Here is a 17,263-nt window from a genome sequence, read left to right as displayed (position 1 = left end):
GCACCATGTCGCGAAACCCGAAAAGCCCGGCCGCGGTCAATCCGTCGGCGATCCTAGCGTCGATCGGCGACCGGTCGATCGTGCTGGTCGGGCTGATGGGGTCGGGCAAGTCGACGGTCGGGCGCCGGCTCGCGGCGCGGCTGGGGATGCGGTTCGCCGATGCCGACGACGAGATCGAACAGGCGGCGGGGATGACCATCGCCGACATATTCGCGCGCTTCGGCGAAGCGCATTTCCGCGATGGCGAGCGGCGGGTGATCGCGCGGATGCTGGGCGGGCCGCCGCACGTGCTGGCAACCGGCGGCGGCGCCTTCATCAACGACGAGACGCGGGAGCTGATCCTGAAGGACAGCGTCTGCATCTGGCTGGACGCCGACGTCGCGACGCTGGTCGAGCGGGTCGGCCGCCGGGGTCACCGCCCGCTGCTAAAGGATCGCGACGCGGGCGAGGTGCTGCGCGAGCTGGCGGCGGTCCGCAACCCCATCTATGCCGAAGCGCATCTGCGCGTCAGTTCGGCAAGCACCCCGCACGACCAGACCGTGCGCGCGATCCTGGAGGCAGTGGCAGCATGGAAAGACTGACCGTTGAGCTCGGCGAACGCAGCTATCCGATCCTGATCGGCGACGGCCTCGTCCGCGCGATCGGCGGCCATGTCGCGCCGCTGCTGAAGCGGCCGCGAACGATGATCGTCACCGACGAGCACGTCGCGCCGCATTATCTGGCCGGCCTCGGCGCGGCGCTGGGGGCCGAGGGCATCTCCTTTAGCTCACTGGTGCTGCCCGCGGGCGAGGCGAGCAAGAGCTGGCAGGGGCTGGCACGGCTCACCGAATGGCTGATCGGCGAAGGCATCGAGCGCAGCGACCATGTCATAGCTCTGGGGGGAGGCGTGATCGGCGACCTCGTCGGTTTCGCGTGCAGCATCGTCAAGCGCGGTTGCCGCTTCATCCAGGTGCCGACCACCCTGCTCGCGCAGGTCGACAGCAGCGTCGGCGGCAAGACCGCGATCAACGTCGCGGCGGGCAAGAATATGATCGGCGCCTTTCACCAGCCGGCGCTCGTCGTGATCGACCCGACGACGCTCGATACGCTGCCGCGGCGCGACCTGGCCGCGGGCTATGCCGAAGTCGTCAAATACGGGCTGATAGACGACGCCGATTTCTTTGCCTGGTGCGAAGCACATGGCACGGCGCTGCTCGCCGGCGACGGCGAGGCGCGGCACACGGCGATCGCGCACAGCGTCGCGGCGAAGGCGCGCATCGTCGCCGCGGACGAGCGCGAGACGCAGGATATTCGCGCCCTGCTTAACCTCGGCCACAGCTTCGGCCACGCGCTCGAGGCCGAAACCGGTTATTCCGACGCCTTGCTGCACGGCGAAGCGGTCGCGGCCGGCATGGCGCTCGCGCATCAATTTTCGGCGGCCAACGGCCTCTGCCCCGCAGCCGATGCCGCGCGCGTCGCAGCGCATCTGACCGCGGTCGGCCTGCCGCACGATCTGGCGAGCGCCGGGGTCGCGGCGGACGGCGCGACGCTGGCCGGTCATATGGCGCACGACAAGAAGGTGCGCGGCGGCAAGCTGCCGCTGATATTGACGCGCGGGATCGGGAGCAGCTTCGTCACCGAAGCGTTCGGGCTGGACATGGTCGCCGCGTTTCTGGATCGGCGGCCAGGCTAAATCATCGATTAGGGCCGTTCACCCCGTCGCCTCGGCCTCGTCCTTCGCCAGCTTGGCGGCGCGGCGGCGCTCGCGCAGTTTTTCGAGCACGCTGGCCGCTTCGCGGCCGCCGCCCGGTTTGAAACGATGCTCCATGCCCGCCGCCATGTCGCCGTCGACCATCTGTGCGTCGAGCCGCGTCTGGTCGAGATGGCGGAACGCGGCCTCGACATCCTCCATCTGCCGCGGGTCGATATCGAGCTGTTCGAGCGCCATCAGCCCGAGCGCGATCGAGCTTTCGAACACCTCGCGCACCGCGCCGGTCGCCCCCGATCCGTCAATCGCCATCAGCTGGCGGCGGTCGAATACGCGGGTCAGCACCTTGGCGTGCGGAAAGGCCTCGACGATCGGTTTGAGCGCCGCGGCGTCGACCGAGGCATCGTCGATGCAATAGACAATCAGCCGCGCCTCTTCGGCGCCGGCGCGGCGCAGCAGGTCGAGCCGCAGCCCGTCGCCGAAATAGACCTTGGTGTCGAACCGTCCCGACAGCTCTATCTGGCTCGGCTTCTTGTCGATCAGCGTCACCGAACAATCGACCGCGTGCAGCATCTGCGCCACCGTCTGCCCGAAGCGCCCGTAGCCGATGACGAGCGCCGAACCGCCCGGCGCCTGGTCGGGATCGTCGAGCGGCGGCCCGTCGCGATCGGGGGCGAACTCCAGATTGCGCGCGAACAGCATCAGGAATGGCGTCGAAATCATCGACAGCGTCACCACCGCGCTGAACAGGCTGGCCGCCGCGGGGTCGATCAGCAGCGCATCGGATGCCTGCGCGAACAGCAGGAAGCCGAACTCGCCGCCCTGGCTGAGCAGCAGCGCGAGGCCGAGCCCGGTCTTCCAGGATTTGCCCGTCATGCGGACGATGACGGTCAGCACCGCGACCTTCACCGCCACCAGCCCTGCGGCGAGCGCGATCACGCGCAGCGGGTCGGCGAGCACCACATTGATGTCGAGCACCATGCCCACGGCAAGGAAAAACAACCCGAGCAGGATCAGACGGAAAGGTTCGACATCGGCCTCGATCTCGTGGCGATAGGGCGAATCGGCGAGCATCACCCCGGCGATGAAGGCGCCAAGCGCGGTCGACAGGTGCAGGCTGTGCATGAACGCCGCGCTCGCCAATATGGTGAGTAGCCCGACGACGACGAACAGCTCGCGCTCGCCATAGCGGCCGACAATACGGAGCAGCGGATTGACGACAAACCGCCCGACCAGCACCAGCACGACGATCGCGCCGACGGTATAGAGCGCCATCATCCACCCCGGCGGCGCCGACGCCTCGGCGGGCGCGCGCGACAGCGCGGCAACGATGGTGATCATCGGCACGATCGACAGATCCTGGAACAGCAGGATCGAAAACGCCTTTTCGCCGAACGGCGAATTGATCCGGCCCGAGCTTTTCAAGCCCGGCAGTACCTGCGCCGTCGACGACAGCGCCAGCGGCAGGCCGAGCGCCAGCGAGGCCGCGGGGCTGAACCCCAGTGTCAGGTAGATCAGCGCGGTCAGGATCAGCCCGGTGGCCACAACCTGCACCAGGCCAAGACCAAAGATCGCCCGCCGCAGTTGCCACAGCCGCCGTGGATGCAGTTCCAACCCGACCAGAAACAACAGGAAGGCGATGCCGAGTTCGGCAAAGGCCAGTTTTGATTCGCCGCCGCCGACCAGCGCGAAGCCATATGGGCCGACGAGCGCCCCGGCGACGAGATAGCCAAGCACCGCGCCGAGCCCCAGGCGGCGGAACAGCAGCACGAACAACGTCGCGACGCCCAACAGGATCGCGCCTTCAAGCAGTGCCGCATTGCTGGCGTTTTCCGCCGCCGCCTCGGTCGCCGCCCCGGTCGCCGCAGCGAGCGCGAGCCACGTCATGCCGCCGCCTCCCGCCCGGCCAAGGCCGCAATCGCGGCGTCGAACGGCAACAGGATCGCGCCGTGCCGCGCCGGATAATCGCGCGCCGCGGCGAGGAGGTCGAAGCCCGGCCAGTCGCTTGCTGCACCGGTGCCGACCAGCCAGGCCGCGATGGCGTCGCGCGCGGCCTGCAGCTCGCCGATCCGCTGGCCCGGCGCGTGGCGGGCGAGCAGCGTTGCCGCCGCCTGTCCGAGCGCGCACGCCTCGACATGCAGGCCGACCGCGGTCACGCGTCCCGCGCTGTCGGCGTCGAGATCGATGACGATGCGGCTGCCGCAAAGCGGCGCGCGCGCCGTAGCGCGGTGGCGGGCCGAGGGGATCAGCGGAAAGTCGGCGGCCGCCACGGCCAGCGACAGGATGTCGCGATTGTAGAGCGCGGTCATGGCGCGGTTTCGGCGTCGCGCGCCGCCTCGCGGCGTTCGGCCACGACCTTGCTGATCGCGCTGCTCGTCGCGCCGAGCGCCGGATAGGTGCGGCTGTCGGTCAGCCACGCCGGGCGCGCCGCGCTGCCATAGCCGACATCGTAGAGCAAGGTGACCGCCATGAAGCCGAGGGTGGCGACAAGCAGTCCCTTCACCGCACCGAAGCCCGCCCCGAGCCCGCGGTCGAACCCACCGACGAGCGAGGCGCGGCTGCGCCGGCCCATCGCGCGCGATCCCCATTTGGCGGCGATGAAGACGCCGCCGAACAGCAACACAAAGGCCAGCAGGGCCGCCCCGCCGCCGATCCAGCCCGCCACGAAATCGGTGACCATCGGGTGGAACAGCCGCACCGCCACGATCGCGAGGATCCACGCCATCAGCGTCGTCACTTCCTGCACCAGCCCGCGCGTGAAGCCGAGCACCGCAAAGCCGCCGACGAGCGTCAGCACGGCGATATCGAGGAACGTCAGGCCAGCCATATTGGCGAGCGCTAGTCGCGCCCGAGCATCAGGTCAACGAGTTCGCCGAGCCGTTCGAAACCGGTCACCGAAATTCCGCCGATGGGCTTCATTCCCTTCGGCCCCCAGCCGCGCGAAAAACCGAGCTTCGCCGCCTCGCGCAGCCGCAGCCCGTCGTGCGACACCTGGCGCACCTCGCCCGACAGCGACAGTTCGCCGAACACGATCGCATCGGCGGGCACCGGCCGTTCGCTGAACGCCGAAATCAGCGCCGCGGCGACCGCGAGGTCGGCGGCGGGATCGGTGAGCCGGTAGCCGCCCGCAATGTTGAGATAGACTTCGGCCGCCCCCATCTGCAGCCCGCAGCGCGCTTCGAGCACCGCGAGCACCATCGCCAGCCGCCCGCTGTCCCAGCCGACGACGGCGCGGCGCGGCGTCGCCCCGCTCGCCAGCCGCACGGTCAGCGCCTGCACCTCGACCAATACCGGGCGCGTGCCTTCCAATGCCGGGAACACCACCGATCCCGGCACGTCGCGGCTGCGGTGGGTCAGGAACAGGCTCGACGGGTTGCTCACCTCGCCCAGCCCCTCCTCGCCCATCGCGAACACCCCGATCTCGTCGGTGCCGCCGAAGCGGTTCTTCACCGCGCGCAGAATGCGATATTGATGGCTGCGCTCGCCCTCGAACGCCAGCACCGTGTCGACCATATGTTCGAGCACGCGCGGCCCGGCGATCGTCCCGTCCTTGGTGACATGGCCGACGAGCACAATCGCGGCATCGCTGTCCTTGGCATAGCGGATGAGCTCCTGCGCGCTCGCGCGCACCTGACTCACCGTGCCCGGCGCGCTGTCGATCAGGTCGCTGTGCATCGTCTGGATCGAATCGATGACGACGAAATCGGCAGTCTGACGATCGAGCGTCGCCAGGATATCGCGCACCGAGGTCGCGCTCGCCAGTGCGACCGGCGCGTCGCCCAGCCCCAGCCGCTGGGCGCGCAATCGCACCTGCGCCGCCGCTTCTTCGCCGCTGATATAGACGACCGACTTGCCCGCCTGCGCCAGCCGCCCCGCCGCCTGCAGCAACAGGGTCGACTTGCCGATCCCCGGATCGCCGCCGATCAAAGTCGCCGACCCCGCGACGAAGCCGCCGCCGAGCGCTCGGTCGAATTCGGCGATGCCGCACAGCATCCGCTCGGGCATCTTGCTTTCGGCGTTCAGCGTTTCGAGCGCGATCGTCCGCCCGCCCTTGCTGAGGTCGTGCTTCGCCGAGAAGACTGTTTCGCCGGCTTCCTCGACGAGCGTGTTCCACTCGCCGCAATCGGCGCACTGCCCCTGCCAGCGGTAGGTGGCGGAGCCGCAATTCTGGCAGACATATTGGCGTTTCGCTTTGGCCATGCGGTTCGCATAATCGGAACAAAGGCGGAACGCCAGCCCTTTCGATAGACCCTCCTACCCCTATCCCGTTGAAGCGCGACAAAAGCTTTTTTAGTCTGTGACAAGACCGTTTGTAGCACTCGCCGGGCTCCATTCCATCCTAGCAGGCGCTTCTAGGTGGCCTCTGAGAGACCGCTAAGCGGCGTCTCAGAGCTGCCATCCTTCCCTGGCAAATTGAGCGCCAAGAGTGCGCCACGCGAGCGCCGCAGCCATGCTGCAAACCCCGTTACCGACGCCCCTGGTGCGGTCCAGCCGATCGGCCAACCCATCATCATCTCGTAGAATTGCGGGTTCGGCGCCAGCTTCGCGACCCACGAGCCTGTCCCATGCTGCAAGTTCACCCGGACCAGGGGCGAAGAGCGGCGCTCGGTCGTCGGCTTCCAACCCACCGCCATTAATATCCGCCAGATCACGGTCCATGTCCTGGCGGCATTTTGCAGCGGGACCTGGCCCCCCGACGCCGACGTCAGTGCGTGCGATTTGACCGAGCGCATGGTGCCGTTGCCGATCTCCAGGTCGGGGAAGTGCCCCGCGTCCGACGCTGTCGGAGTAGGCCATAATGAAGAGGCGGTGACGCCGATGCCTTGCGCCTGCTTCAGCCGCAGAGAACAGGCCCGCTTTTGCTCGATACCCCAGTCTCGCAATGTCGCTCGCGACCTCGGCAAGTCCCAGATCGACGTGCCCCTCGACATTCTCAAGGAACACGGCCCGGGGGCGTGCCTCGTCGATGATCCGGGAGACGTCGGGCCATAGGTGGCGCGGGTCGGCGGCGCCGCGACGGAGTCCGGAAACCGTGAACGGTTGGCAGGGATAGCCGGCAGAGAGGATATGAACGCGGCCGCGCCACGGTCGGCCGTCGAAGGATTTGAGATCGTCCCATATAGGCGCGCTATCCAGGGCCGAGTCTGCCATCCGCGCCACGAGAGTGGCCGCAGCGTGGGCTTCCCGCTCGACGTAACAAACAGTGCGATATCTCGGCTCGGCGATGGTGATGCCGAGATCGAGGCCGGCATAGCCGGCACAGAGGGAAAGGCCGAAGAGCTCGTCTCGGCCGGGGGCACAAACAACCACAATGCTATTCTCCGCTGGCTGCTCGATTGGCGCTCGGAGAAGGGCTCGCAGGCCTCAGTTCGGTGATACGCCGGCATCGCCGGCACTTGATCTCTATAGCGCCGGATATGGCGCCTGTCTCGGCTTTGAACAACAGGGCGCGACAACCGCCGCACCGGATCGACTCTTTCATCATTAGCACCTATCGAGCCCCCGCCGGTGCGCCGGTGGGGGAACGGAGCGCTGCCGCGGCAGCGCGAGGTGCGGGGCTCTATCCCTGCGGTGACGGGCGCGCCAACGCCCGTTGCCTCCCCCTTCACCGGGGGAGGCGTGATCAAAGCAACCCGGACGGGTTTGCGGCGCCGGTCAGGTCGGTGCCGGCGCCAGCGACGTTGGCCTTGTACCAAGTGTCGTCCTTCGGCAGCCAAGCGCCCGACTGCGACGATGCGCTGCCGACATATTGCGTGATGTTCGCCCCGAAGATGTTGTTGCCGTCGCTGCGAACGATCGCCGCCACGTTCGGCCAGTTCACGCTGTTGAAGCTAGGGAGCGCCTGAAGAAACATCCGCGTGCAGCCTGGCACCGCATCGACGATCGTCGCGGTAAGATCGAGTCGGGCCGGCGTCGAGTGATTGACCGTCAGGAACGACGAGTTTTGCGTGTCGTCGGTGCCTTCGAGCAGGATACGGGCGCCGCCCATCCACATTTTGTCCGTCGCCCGCATTCCGCCGCCAAAGACGTGGCGCTTCGCCCCGCTCTTCATCAAGCCGCCGAGGAAGCGGAAATAGGTCGGCGTGGTAAAATTCAGGAAGTTGAACGGAACGTCGTCGATCTGCCCCTCGCCCAGCGGATCGACGGTGCAGCCGCGATGCTCGATATTGTGGTTCGCGCCTGCGGCAAGGCCGTAGGCTTCGCACCCGTAGGCCTTGTTGCGGAAGCCTGCGTCCGCGAAGCCGACCGCGCTTTCGTCGATGGTCACGGGCCGGAACGAGGTGTCCGAAAGGAACGAGGCAGGCGTGTCGTCGTCGCCAGCGCCGCCGCTGCCGACATTGAAGACGACACCCGCGTGGGCTGAAATCTCGGTGAGATAGTCGAGCTGGCCCATTTGGACCCAGTCCAGACCCTCCAGCACCGTCGCGCCGCCGCCGGTGTGGCTGAGCCCAGTCGTCACAGAGTAATTCAGCCGGATCGGCACGCCGTATTCGTTGAGCATCGGGAACGCGATGACCTTGCAGTTGCCGAACAGCGTGTCGGCATCGGGCAGGTTCTGGATCGCGAAGGCGTTATATGGCTGGCACGGCCCGCTGCCCGCCGATCGGCCGTGCGACTGGACCGAAAGGCAATCGAGCACGACGCAACCCGGTCCCATCTGGTAAAGCGAGATATCGTGATCACCCGCCATCGTCGAGCACACGTCACGAACGGCGCAGCCATCGGGATTTGTAAAGCGCGTTCCGTATCCGCCGCCCGTCGCTTCAGACGGCGTGCAAAATGTGTCGTAGCCTCGCAAAATGATCCCCCGCGGCCTGCCCCCCGTCTTCGAGATCGAGAAGGCGGCAGCGTCGGTGCAATAGCTGGTATAGGTGTTCACGTCGGCGAGCGAGGGCGACCCGAACGGATGGAAATATATCCAATCGCCGCTCTCGCTCCACTGCCCGTTCGCCGGCGTCGTCGTCGCGGCGACTTCCTTCAAAGCGCCAATATGCGCGACGCACTTGGCGGGATTTAGACCCCACCCCCGGATGATCCCGGCCTTGCGGCCCGTCGCAACATTGACCCCGGACCCCGTCCCGGCCTGATCGTCGGGCCGCAGGTTATAGAAGACGCCGCCCGTGGAAGCTGCCTTGGGAAAGCGAAACACGCCGCCGCCCATATCTTCCGCATTGGTCACGAAGATGCGCCCGTCGAAGCGATAGCGCGTCGAACCCATCGATCCGTCGAAGATGATGCGCTCGGGAATGTCCGGATGGGCGAGGTCGACCGTGCCCGAGCCGCCGTTCATGGCGATCGTGTCGCCCGGCGTCGCCGCCAGCACTGCGGTCAACAGGTTCGTATAGGCATTTGCTTGGCTCGTCCCGTTGTTGGCGCCCGCCGTCGCGGCGGGGTCATACCAGATGACCGTGCCGCCAAAGGCGCGAATGCGGTCCTCGATCGTGCGGTATTGATCGAGCGCTTGGCGATACTTCGCTGCGGCTTCTGCTTCGAAATCGGGCAGCGCCTCGCGTCGGATCGCCGCCATCTGCGCCAGCCCGGCATCGTCGGCAAATCCCTCGGCATCGTCGCGCGCCAACTCGGCCGCGTCGACCAGCGGCTGCACCGCGGTCGCCAGCCCCTGATAATATCCGGTCGCGATCCGCGGCGCGCCGTCGACATATTCATAGACGCCGTTCGCCGGATCGTCGTCGGCGCCGTTGTTGTTGTTGACGTAGACCAGCTTGCCCTGGTTATCCGCCTCGGCGAAAAAGTCGTCGCGCGCGTCCAGATCGGCAACGATCGTCGGGGCCGCCTGCGCCGCATAGACTGCGACATCGATCTTGCGAAACAGCTCGCGGATTTCGCCCTTCGTCGGGTTTTTCTTTTCCGTCGCCGCTACGCCGGGGGTGTCAAAGTCGCTGTAGACCGCTTCTGCCTGATCAAAAATATCGCCCATGTCCGTCTTCCTCAGCTGATGGTTGCCGACACGGGACCGGCGAGCGCGGACGATCCGCTCCCCGCCTTGAACGCCCGCGCCCAATAATATCGTGTGCCCGCCGACAGGCTGACTTCGGTGATCTCGACGATCGCCCCGAGGCCAGCGACGCGATCGGGACCGACCTGCACCGCGGTCCCGAAGTCGGGTGTGTCGCTGCCGTAGAGCCGCGCATAGGCAAGGCTCGACTGGGTCGGCATGCGAAAGCTGATACCGGCCTCGCCAACGCCGCCTTCGGCCGCCAGATCGGTCGGCGGCCCCAAGACATTTGCCGCTTCCGGCGTGATGGTGCCGCTCACCACCGGGCTCTCGCGATAGCCAACCGTCAACGACCAGACCTGCACCTGATATTCGACGCCGCTGTCGACAGGCCCGCTGCGCGCCGTCAGCGCGTCCTCGTCGACCGCCATCATCACCCATTCGCCGCCCGCGGCGGGGCGATACTGCGCCCGAAAGCCCAGGTCGGCGCGCGGGCTTGTCCAGCTCGCGGAGATCGCGACGCCGTTCGTCTCGCCCAGCGCGATCTGGACGGCCGACAGCACCAGATCGGTCGGCGGCGGGACGGTCGGCACGGTCGGCGTCGTGTCCGGCGCCAGCGGCGGCACGCCTTCCTCCAGCTCGGCGTCGAACGCCCAATCCTCGGGCAGCACTTCGTCGAGCACCGGCATGACGCGCTGCTGCGCCAGCTCCAGCCGCACGCCGCCGATCAGGAACACGGCATCGATGCCGAGCTGCGCCGACTGCACGCGGCAAAAGCGTTTGCCGATCAGGTTGAGCCCGAACAGATTCAACGCACCGTTCAGGTGCCACCGGTCGCCAAGCCGGGCGAGGTTGATCTTGCCCAGCCGCGCCGCCTGATTGTGGTGCGGGGCGAAAGGCACCTCCAGCGGCTGGGGGTCGGTGTTCGGATCGTCTTCGCCACCGGGGAAGGCGACCGTCGCGCCCTCCTGCTCGCGATATCCGATCGCGGCCTCGGTATAGATCGGCTTCAGCGCGCTGACGGCGTGGCGCGCCTGGGGGCCGCGCTTTGCCGTCATGCCCAGGATATGATCGTCGGTTATGACGACGGTCGGCTCTTCGTATCGGCCGACCATCAGGTTGAACTTCCAGTCGGCGTCCTGCCAGACGTGCCCGTCGCAAGCCTTCAGCATGTCCGCCAGCACCTGCCGGCGCTCCTCGCTGGCCAGGCCATAGCTCGCCCACAGCCGCCAGCTTGCAATCTCTTCGTCGGTCACCGTGGTCTCGGTCAGGTCGGAATAATCGGCCTCGCCCGCGATCGACGCCCAGTTCACATTGTCATAGCCAAGCCCGTAGCCATCGGGGTGCGCCGCATAGTCGCCGATCACCAGCGCCGCATTGTCGGTCCACTCGCGCGTCGACAGGTCGGCGACGCGATGCGGCCCCGTCCCATTGACCGTGAAACCGGCCCCGTCGTCATAAATGACGGCAGTGCTATCCTTGCGGGGATCGTAGAGCTTCGCCGCCTTGCGGGTCTGGGTGTAGAGCGGGATTTGTCCGTTATAGACTTCGCCGAATATCTTCTGTTTCACCGGGTCGCCGATGATCGCCGCCAGCGAACAGCCGCGCTGCCGGTGGTTGGCCGTCCACTCCGGGAACTTCGCCGTCAGCTCGCTGATCGCCGTCTGGTCGTTGGTTCCCGACCGGGTGTGGATATGGACCGCGCCATGAAACTTGGCGTCGGTGATCGTGCCGCCGACGACGGTCACGACCTGGTCGTTGATCTTGTGCTCCAGGATGTCGCTCTCTTCGCCGGTCCCCAGCGTCACGACCTTGGCGATCGTGCCGTTGCGGCTCTCGTAGAACGTCTCCTGCCCGCCGGTGCAGACGATGCCATAATGCCGCTTCCGCGACCCGATCGCGACGCGGATGTTCTGCTGGCCGTCGCTCGGCTTCGGTCGCGACGGCCCGAACAGCGAATTGGCGAGGATCGACGCGCCGATCGTCACCGCCGTCGTGACCAGCGCCGCTGCGAGCTGCGACAGCCCGATCTGAACCAGCCATGCTGTCAGGGCCTGCGGCATCGGACCCTCCACGCCTTGCGGACGGTCCCCCGCGCCAGCACCGCCGCCCGGTCGCCGCGCGCCGCCCACAGGCCCCCGTTGGCGCTGGACGCGCAGATGCACGCCGTCAGCCCCGATCCCGCGAGCAGCACCAGCGCCACGTCGCCGCGGACCGGGCTGTCGGTCCCGCTGCATTGCATCGCGGCCAGCGCTGCCGAGGCGACGCGTTCGAACCGCGCGTCGTCGCGCATCAGCCGGGCGGCGCCCCGCCGCCCCAGCCGGCGCAGCCAATGCGGGGCGGGCTGGCCCGTCGCCCTGGCGACATAGTCGATCACGCTCAGGCCGCAGTTGCCGTCGCCCAGGTCGAACGGCTCAGCCGCCCAGCGATGGATCTCGGCCGCGACGGCGTCGGGCGCGCCGATCGGCGCCGCCGTGGTCAGAAGTCCGGCCATGTCAGCACCTTGTTCGGAAGCGTCGGGACGAACTCGAAACCCATGTCGCCGGGGAAGCGGCGCTGCTGGTCGCGGTCGGTATACATCGCGTGGCGCGGGCGCGACCGCAGCGAGAACAGGCTTTCGGCCGACAGCGTGACCGTGCGTTCGCCGCTGTCGGCATCGATCGTGAATGTCGGCGTCAGGATGCGGCCCGCCCACACCGGATAGGGCAGGTCGAGCGGTCGCTGATTGCCGGGGTCGGCGGGGTCATCGACGCCGAAGAACTGGATCAGAACGCGCACCAGCCGGCCCTTGCATTCGACCTCGAACTCTTCGCGCGCCAGCCGCAGCACGTCGGCGTCCGTCGTCGACAGCGTGAAGCTCGCCTCGGGCGCTTCGCCGTTCACCGCCTGCTCGATCCCGCGCATCCCGCCCCAGCCGCCCAGGCCAGGCCACTCGGCACCGTCGTTGGTGCGCAGCACGCCTTCGCCGTTCCAGATGCGAAACGGCGCGCTCGTGAAATCGAAATGCACCAGATTGGCGCATTCGACCTTGCCGCCGCCCAATGCCATCGCGATCGTCTCAGGGAACAGGTCCATCGAACCTCTCCACCAGTTCCAGCGACGGACCGCCCCAGCGGCCGCGCGTCAGCTTCAGATCGCCGCCCTCGTCGTTGACCAGTCCGGCGATCATCACCGGGCGCAGCTTCAGCGGCTGCTCGGCATAGTCGTGCCGCATCGTCGGGTTCGTCCGGATCGTCGCGATGCTCCCGTTCCAGAACACGCGCTGCGCCAGATACGGCTGATCGTGCAGCCCGAAATAGAGCCCGGCCTGGAGCAGCGCGTCGAGCGGCCCGGCGCCATAGCCCGAAAAATCCGCGTCGATGTTCCGCTGCCCCTGGACGGCCGTCACCTTGACGCCCTCGATGTCGTTCGACGCATAGAGCGTGCCGTCCGAAAAGCCGGTGCCGTCCGAATGCGGGACAAGGCCCAGCGCCAGCTGGCGATCCTTTGCCGCGAACCACAGGTCGAACAGCGGAATGCGCAGCCGGTTCGCCCGGCCTTCCAGCGACCCGATCAGTGCCCGCCACGCCAGCACCTGCGGACCGAACAGCGTCTCGAACTCCAGCGTCATGCGGAACGGCGGGCGGATCGACGGCACGACCTGCACCGACTCGTTGACGCTCGTGGTCATCCCCACCGTCTTGCTCGGCGGCTGGATCAGGATGTCGGTCGGCACCAGGCTCGCCGGCCAGTCGAATATCTCGGGCTGGCCCAACATCACCCTTTCCTCGCCAGATTGTCGGTCACCCGTTCACCGACCATGCTGTCATAGGTTTCCAGCCCGCTGCGGACGTTGGCCTGCGATATGCTGTTCATCTGGCGCAGCAGGTCTTCGGTCATCACCGCCCCGCGCAGGTCGAAATAGGCGCTGCCGCCACCGCCGCCGCCCATGGATCGCAGGGCCGAATTGGGTAGCACCCCGATCCCGCCACCGGTGGCAAACACCGGCTCCGGGCCGGCCTCGCCGACGATCCCGAAACTGCCGTTGGGGATCATCCCGCCTTCGGCGAACAGGCCGGCGAACTTCGTGACGCCCGACAGGATGCTGGCGCCGGCGCCGCCCCCGCCGCCGATCCCGCCGTTGAAGCCGCCCGATGCCGCCGCAAAGATACTGCCGAAATTGAAACCGCCGCCGCCGATCGCCCCCCCGATGCCGCCGCTCGAACCGCCGCCCAGTGCGTTCAGCAGGGGCAGGATCAGCTGCTGCTGGATGAAGATGCGGATCAGGTCGGCGATGATCTGCTTCGCGACCTGCTTGAAGACATCGCCCAGCGACTTCGCCCCCATGATGACGTCGGTCAAACCGTCGCTCAGCCGCTCCAGTCCGTTCACCGCGACTTTTTCCATCTCGTCGTTGATGTTCTTGCCGACCCCGCCCAGCTCGCGGCGATATCGCTCCAGCGGGCTTTCATATTCGCGATCGAGCGCGGCGCGGTCGCCCGCCTTCAGCTGGCCCAGGATCGCGAGCCGCGCGCGCGCGATCTGCTTCTGGGCGTCGGTCGATTCGCGGCTGGCCAGCACCGCCTCCAGCGCGGCCCTTTCCTGCTGATAGGTCAGCTCCAGGATGCGCAGCTCGATCGCGCGGCGCTCTTCGCGCGTCTCGGCCAGGCGCGCCTCGTTGCGGAGCAGGTCGAATTGGTTCGCGCCCATCGCCTGGGCGATCTCCAGCGCTTGGCGTGCCAGTTCCTCAGCCCGGCGCCGATGCAGCAGCTCGCGCTCCATGCTCGCCTTCTTTTCCAGCGCGGCGATCAGCGTCGCCTTCTCGGCGGCGGTATAATCGGTGCTGGCATCGATCCGGCGCCGCTGTTCGGCGATCGATATCTCCAGGCCTTGCCGCTCCAGCTGGTAACGCTCCTCAGCCGTCTGGCCCAGCTGCGCTTCCAGATCGAGCGCCGCATCCTGAAGGCCGGCCAGATCGCGCGAATAGCGTTCCTTGCGGCGCTCTTCCTGCTCGGCCGCACGGGCCGCGCGTTCTGCCGCCTGGGCGGCGCGGCGCTGGGCTTCCTCGGGCGAAGCGCTGCCCGACCAGGCAGCGTGAAAATGGTCGTCATGATCGCCCGGCTTGCTCGCCGATCGGCCGGGGCCGAAGAATTGCTTGGTGCCGCGCGCATTGCGGCGGATCGTCACCCCGGCCTCTTCCAGCATCTTCTCGACGATCGCGGTGCCAGCGGCGTTCATCATCCCCGGAATGACGAAATCGACCGCGTTGCCTTTGTAATGGTCGCTGCCGGGCGTGTGCTTGCCACCGGTCGTCGACGTGATCGTCGCGCCGGGGAACAGCGCCTTGATCAGCGCCGTCATGTCGCCGACGCTCGCGCTGGACGCCGCCGTCGATCCCGTCCGCGAAGAACTGCGCTTGGTCTTGTTGGCGGCGTCGATCGCCGCCTGCTCTTGGCGGGTGATTTCGGCTAGCTTCTTTCGCTTCTCTTCGAGCGTCGCGACCTCTTGCCGCACCGCCTTGCGGCGCTGCTCGGCTTCGAACTTGATCTTGGCCGTCGCATCGGTGTCGAGCGTGGCCAGCTGCTCGGCGACATTGGTGGTCGCGTCCAGCGCATCCTGCGTCAGCTTGTCGATAGCGGCTTCGTTCGCGTTGATCTCAGCCTGGGTGACGCCGACCTGACCGCCGATATAGGCACCCGCCGCGCCGCCCGTTCCTTGACCGGCGCTGGCACGGGCGGCCACTTGCTGACCCGCGAGCTGCGCGGACAGCTTTTGCCGAATGGACAGCGCTTCCCTCAGGTTGGCGGCGGCCGCAGCGGCAACGGCACCGGCATTTTCCAGCGTCGTCTCGGTCGCCTTCTTCTGCTCCGCATTATACTCGCGGACGGCCGCGACGACCTCGGCATAGCTGCTCTTCGTGCGGTCGAGCTTGTCGGCCAGCGTCTCATTGGCCTTGCCGGCCTTGTCGGCTGCATCCTCGGTGTCGAACAGGTTGCTGATCAGCGGCACCAGCACGATCGCCGCAGTGGTGATCGCCATCGTCCAGGGGCTGCCCATGATCGCCGCGAACCGGCTCGACCCGCCCGACGCCAGCTGCACCGCCTGCGTAATCTGGCCGATCTGCGACGAAAAAATCTGCATCGGCCGGGCGCCGAGCGAATACATCGTCGCGACGTCGCTGATCTGCATCGACAGCTGCTGCATCCCGGCGCGTTGCGCGCCGGATTGCTGCGTTAGCTGCTCCATCCCAACGCGCTGCGCGCCAGCCTTCTGCGTCACCTGATCTTGGACGCTGCTCAGCATGCCGTTCGCAGTCGCGCTCTGCCGGACGGCCTCAACATATTGTTTGTGAGAGATGGCCCCTTGGTCGAGCGCTTGACGCGCGATCGATGCCTCCTCGCGAAACTTCTGAAGGGACGCCCACGCTGGGTCTAGCGTCGCTTTAAGTTTGGCGATCTCCCGAGAATATGTCTGCGTTTTGGGAGCAGCATTCCCGGCTTCGTCGCCGGTCTCACGCAATGTCCCGCCCAGCTTTGCTGCCTTACCGCTGGTGTCATCGAACGATGCACCAAGATCGGTGCTCGCGGCCTTGCCCTTGGCGATGCCAGCATGCAGACCCTGATCGTCGGTGCGCAGATAAAGAAGGGCTTCGCCGAGCTTATCAGACATCGCTGAGAGGCCTCTTTTCCGGCGCGGCAAGCATTCTCACCCCGATGCCGACCATCCCCAGCTGCGCGGGCGTGGCCTTCACCGAACGGCGGCGGCGATCGCCGGTCGCGGCATCGCGCAGCGTGCGCATCTTCGTGCGCACCGTGCCCTTGTCATAATGGCCCATGGCCAGCGCCGTCGCCTCGATCCGCGTCAGCTGCTCCTCGGCCTTCAGCCGGGGCATCATGGTCAGATAAGCCCGCACCAGCGCAGCAGGCGCTTCAGCCAGCCACCACCGGGGCGTTCCGCCGTAATATCGCTGGAGCCGGGGAAGGACGTCGCCCCAGTCGGCGGGACGCCCATTGCTCGCGCCATCGCTCCTGCCGCTTTGAGCCGGTTGCGCAGCAGGAGCCCGGTAAAAACATCGACGATCGCCAGCTTGTGCGCGCCGCTCAGCGTTTCGAAGATCGCGGCAGGCATGTCGACGAGCGCGTTCAGGGCGATCCGGTCGACCAGCTCCTGATATTCTGCGCCGGCCTCTTCATCCTGGCTCGCGGCCAGCGCTTCGACCCGGCGCCCCCACACGCTGAACCGGTGCGACGCCAGCACCGACAGTTCGTCGGCGCTGAACAGTTCGAACCGCGTGCCGTCGATGTCGATCGTCTGGCGGTCGATCAGCGTGTTGAGATTGAGCAAAGGCTCATCGGCCATGGAAAACTCCTGCGCCTGGCTGAAGAAGGGGTGACGGCCGGGCTATGCCCGGCCTGCCGGGGGCGTGCGCCCCGGAACGCTTTCCGGGGCGCACGCCTGGGGACGCTCCCCGATCAGGCTGAACGCGATGCCGCGGCGGGCGCATTCGGCCTCGATCCGGGCCAGCTCGGCCGCCGCCGCCTGGGCGGCGGTCCGATGCTCGCGGATCGCCTTTTTGTGCGCGCGCAGCTCGGCCGAGACGGCACCCGCGCGCGCACGCAAAGCCTGTGGCGGTTGCACCG

At 67.3% G+C, this 17,263-nt stretch carries 17 protein-coding genes; 2 read left to right on the top strand and 15 right to left on the bottom strand.

What is annotated here, in order from left to right; translation table 11 throughout:
* Positions 1-5: 5 nt before the first annotated feature.
* Both HEQ22_RS03545 and aroB read left to right on the top strand, forming a co-directional pair.
* A complete protein-coding gene (locus HEQ22_RS03545; protein ID WP_432769825.1) occupies positions 6-581 on the top strand; it encodes a shikimate kinase in 576 nt (191 codons plus the stop codon).
* Positions 569-1,672, top strand: a complete 1,104-nt coding sequence (aroB, locus tag HEQ22_RS03540) for a 3-dehydroquinate synthase (protein ID WP_432769824.1) — start codon at positions 569-571, stop codon at positions 1,670-1,672. The genes HEQ22_RS03545 and aroB overlap by 13 nt, the downstream gene beginning before the upstream one ends.
* A gap of 18 nt (positions 1,673-1,690) precedes the next feature.
* Here the strand turns inward: aroB and HEQ22_RS03535 are convergent, their stop codons facing one another.
* The 15 genes from HEQ22_RS03535 to HEQ22_RS03465 form a co-directional block, all read right to left on the bottom strand.
* Positions 1,691-3,574: a cation:proton antiporter domain-containing protein gene (locus tag HEQ22_RS03535; protein ID WP_432769823.1), complete on the bottom strand. Its 1,884-nt coding sequence runs from the start codon at positions 3,572-3,574 to the stop codon at positions 1,691-1,693.
* Entirely contained in the window at positions 3,571-3,996 is a 426-nt protein-coding gene (locus HEQ22_RS03530; protein ID WP_432769822.1) for an iron-sulfur cluster assembly scaffold protein, read from the bottom strand. Before HEQ22_RS03530 ends, HEQ22_RS03535 begins: the two co-directional genes overlap by 4 nt.
* Entirely contained in the window at positions 3,993-4,514 is a 522-nt protein-coding gene (locus HEQ22_RS03525; protein ID WP_432769821.1) for a CvpA family protein, read from the bottom strand. Before HEQ22_RS03525 ends, HEQ22_RS03530 begins: the two co-directional genes overlap by 4 nt.
* 11 nt (positions 4,515-4,525) lie before the next feature.
* Positions 4,526-5,887, bottom strand: a complete 1,362-nt coding sequence (gene radA / locus HEQ22_RS03520) for a DNA repair protein RadA (protein WP_432769820.1) — start codon at positions 5,885-5,887, stop codon at positions 4,526-4,528.
* 186 nt (positions 5,888-6,073) lie between these two features.
* Positions 6,074-6,997, bottom strand: coding sequence for a DNA cytosine methyltransferase (locus HEQ22_RS03515; RefSeq protein ID WP_432769819.1), 924 nt, complete (start codon positions 6,995-6,997; stop codon positions 6,074-6,076).
* 4 nt (positions 6,998-7,001) lie between these two features.
* Entirely contained in the window at positions 7,002-7,169 is a 168-nt protein-coding gene (locus HEQ22_RS03510; protein WP_432770932.1) for a Com family DNA-binding transcriptional regulator, read from the bottom strand.
* Between the two features lie 141 nt (positions 7,170-7,310).
* On the bottom strand, positions 7,311-9,626 hold the full coding sequence (locus HEQ22_RS03505; protein WP_432769818.1) for a hypothetical protein: 2,316 nt from the start codon (positions 9,624-9,626) through the stop codon (positions 7,311-7,313).
* 11 nt (positions 9,627-9,637) lie between these two features.
* Complete coding sequence (locus HEQ22_RS03500) at positions 9,638-11,707, bottom strand: hypothetical protein (protein WP_432769817.1); 2,070 nt, start codon at positions 11,705-11,707, stop codon at positions 9,638-9,640.
* Positions 11,692-12,138 carry a DUF6950 family protein gene (locus HEQ22_RS03495; RefSeq protein WP_432769816.1) on the bottom strand — a complete coding sequence of 149 codons (447 nt, stop codon included), beginning with the start codon at positions 12,136-12,138 and terminating at the stop codon, positions 11,692-11,694. The genes HEQ22_RS03500 and HEQ22_RS03495 overlap by 16 nt, the downstream gene beginning before the upstream one ends.
* Positions 12,123-12,719, bottom strand: a complete 597-nt coding sequence (locus HEQ22_RS03490) for a hypothetical protein (RefSeq protein ID WP_432769815.1) — start codon at positions 12,717-12,719, stop codon at positions 12,123-12,125. Before HEQ22_RS03490 ends, HEQ22_RS03495 begins: the two co-directional genes overlap by 16 nt.
* Positions 12,703-13,401, bottom strand: coding sequence for a hypothetical protein (locus HEQ22_RS03485; RefSeq protein WP_432769814.1), 699 nt, complete (start codon positions 13,399-13,401; stop codon positions 12,703-12,705). The genes HEQ22_RS03490 and HEQ22_RS03485 overlap by 17 nt, the downstream gene beginning before the upstream one ends.
* Positions 13,401-15,926: a hypothetical protein gene (locus tag HEQ22_RS03480; RefSeq protein WP_432769813.1), complete on the bottom strand. Its 2,526-nt coding sequence runs from the start codon at positions 15,924-15,926 to the stop codon at positions 13,401-13,403. The genes HEQ22_RS03485 and HEQ22_RS03480 overlap by 1 nt, the downstream gene beginning before the upstream one ends.
* Positions 15,927-16,284: 358 nt before the next feature.
* Positions 16,285-16,518 (bottom strand): hypothetical protein, encoded by a 234-nt coding sequence (locus tag HEQ22_RS03475; RefSeq protein WP_432769812.1) that lies wholly within the window; start codon positions 16,516-16,518, stop codon positions 16,285-16,287.
* A 2-nt stretch (positions 16,519-16,520) separates the two neighbouring features.
* The gene (locus tag HEQ22_RS03470) at positions 16,521-16,982 is read right to left on the bottom strand and encodes a hypothetical protein (protein ID WP_432769811.1); all 462 of its coding nucleotides are present in this window, start codon (positions 16,980-16,982) and stop codon (positions 16,521-16,523) included.
* 42 nt (positions 16,983-17,024) lie between these two features.
* On the bottom strand, positions 17,025-17,261 hold the full coding sequence (locus HEQ22_RS03465) for a hypothetical protein (RefSeq protein WP_432769810.1): 237 nt from the start codon (positions 17,259-17,261) through the stop codon (positions 17,025-17,027).
* Positions 17,262-17,263 lie beyond the last annotated feature (2 nt).

The organism is Sphingopyxis sp., assembly GCF_050916055.1.
Taxonomy (GTDB): Bacteria; Pseudomonadota; Alphaproteobacteria; order Sphingomonadales; family Sphingomonadaceae; genus Sphingopyxis.
The sequence above is the reverse complement of the archived record's forward strand: the minus strand, read 5'-3'. Positions and strand labels throughout refer to the sequence as shown.

Bases quoted from the DNA above. Each gene is read 5' to 3' on its own strand.
- HEQ22_RS03545 (WP_432769825.1), top strand. From the start codon at position 6: ATGTCGCGAAACCCGAAAAGCCCGGCCGCGGTCAATCCGTCGGCGATC.
- aroB (WP_432769824.1), top strand. From the start codon at position 569: ATGGAAAGACTGACCGTTGAGCTCGGCGAACGCAGCTATCCGATCCTG.
- HEQ22_RS03535 (WP_432769823.1), bottom strand. From the start codon at position 3,574: ATGACGTGGCTCGCGCTCGCTGCGGCGACCGGGGCGGCGACCGAGGCG.
- HEQ22_RS03530 (WP_432769822.1), bottom strand. From the start codon at position 3,996: ATGACCGCGCTCTACAATCGCGACATCCTGTCGCTGGCCGTGGCGGCC.
- HEQ22_RS03525 (WP_432769821.1), bottom strand. From the start codon at position 4,514: ATGGCTGGCCTGACGTTCCTCGATATCGCCGTGCTGACGCTCGTCGGC.
- radA (WP_432769820.1), bottom strand. From the start codon at position 5,887: ATGGCCAAAGCGAAACGCCAATATGTCTGCCAGAATTGCGGCTCCGCC.
- HEQ22_RS03510 (WP_432770932.1), bottom strand. From the start codon at position 7,169: ATGAAAGAGTCGATCCGGTGCGGCGGTTGTCGCGCCCTGTTGTTCAAA.
- HEQ22_RS03505 (WP_432769818.1), bottom strand. From the start codon at position 9,626: ATGGGCGATATTTTTGATCAGGCAGAAGCGGTCTACAGCGACTTTGAC.
- HEQ22_RS03500 (WP_432769817.1), bottom strand. From the start codon at position 11,707: ATGCCGCAGGCCCTGACAGCATGGCTGGTTCAGATCGGGCTGTCGCAG.
- HEQ22_RS03495 (WP_432769816.1), bottom strand. From the start codon at position 12,138: ATGGCCGGACTTCTGACCACGGCGGCGCCGATCGGCGCGCCCGACGCC.
- HEQ22_RS03490 (WP_432769815.1), bottom strand. From the start codon at position 12,719: ATGGACCTGTTCCCTGAGACGATCGCGATGGCATTGGGCGGCGGCAAG.
- HEQ22_RS03485 (WP_432769814.1), bottom strand. From the start codon at position 13,401: ATGTTGGGCCAGCCCGAGATATTCGACTGGCCGGCGAGCCTGGTGCCG.
- HEQ22_RS03480 (WP_432769813.1), bottom strand. From the start codon at position 15,926: ATGCTGAGCAGCGTCCAAGATCAGGTGACGCAGAAGGCTGGCGCGCAG.
- HEQ22_RS03475 (WP_432769812.1), bottom strand. From the start codon at position 16,518: ATGATGCCCCGGCTGAAGGCCGAGGAGCAGCTGACGCGGATCGAGGCG.
- HEQ22_RS03470 (WP_432769811.1), bottom strand. From the start codon at position 16,982: ATGGCCGATGAGCCTTTGCTCAATCTCAACACGCTGATCGACCGCCAG.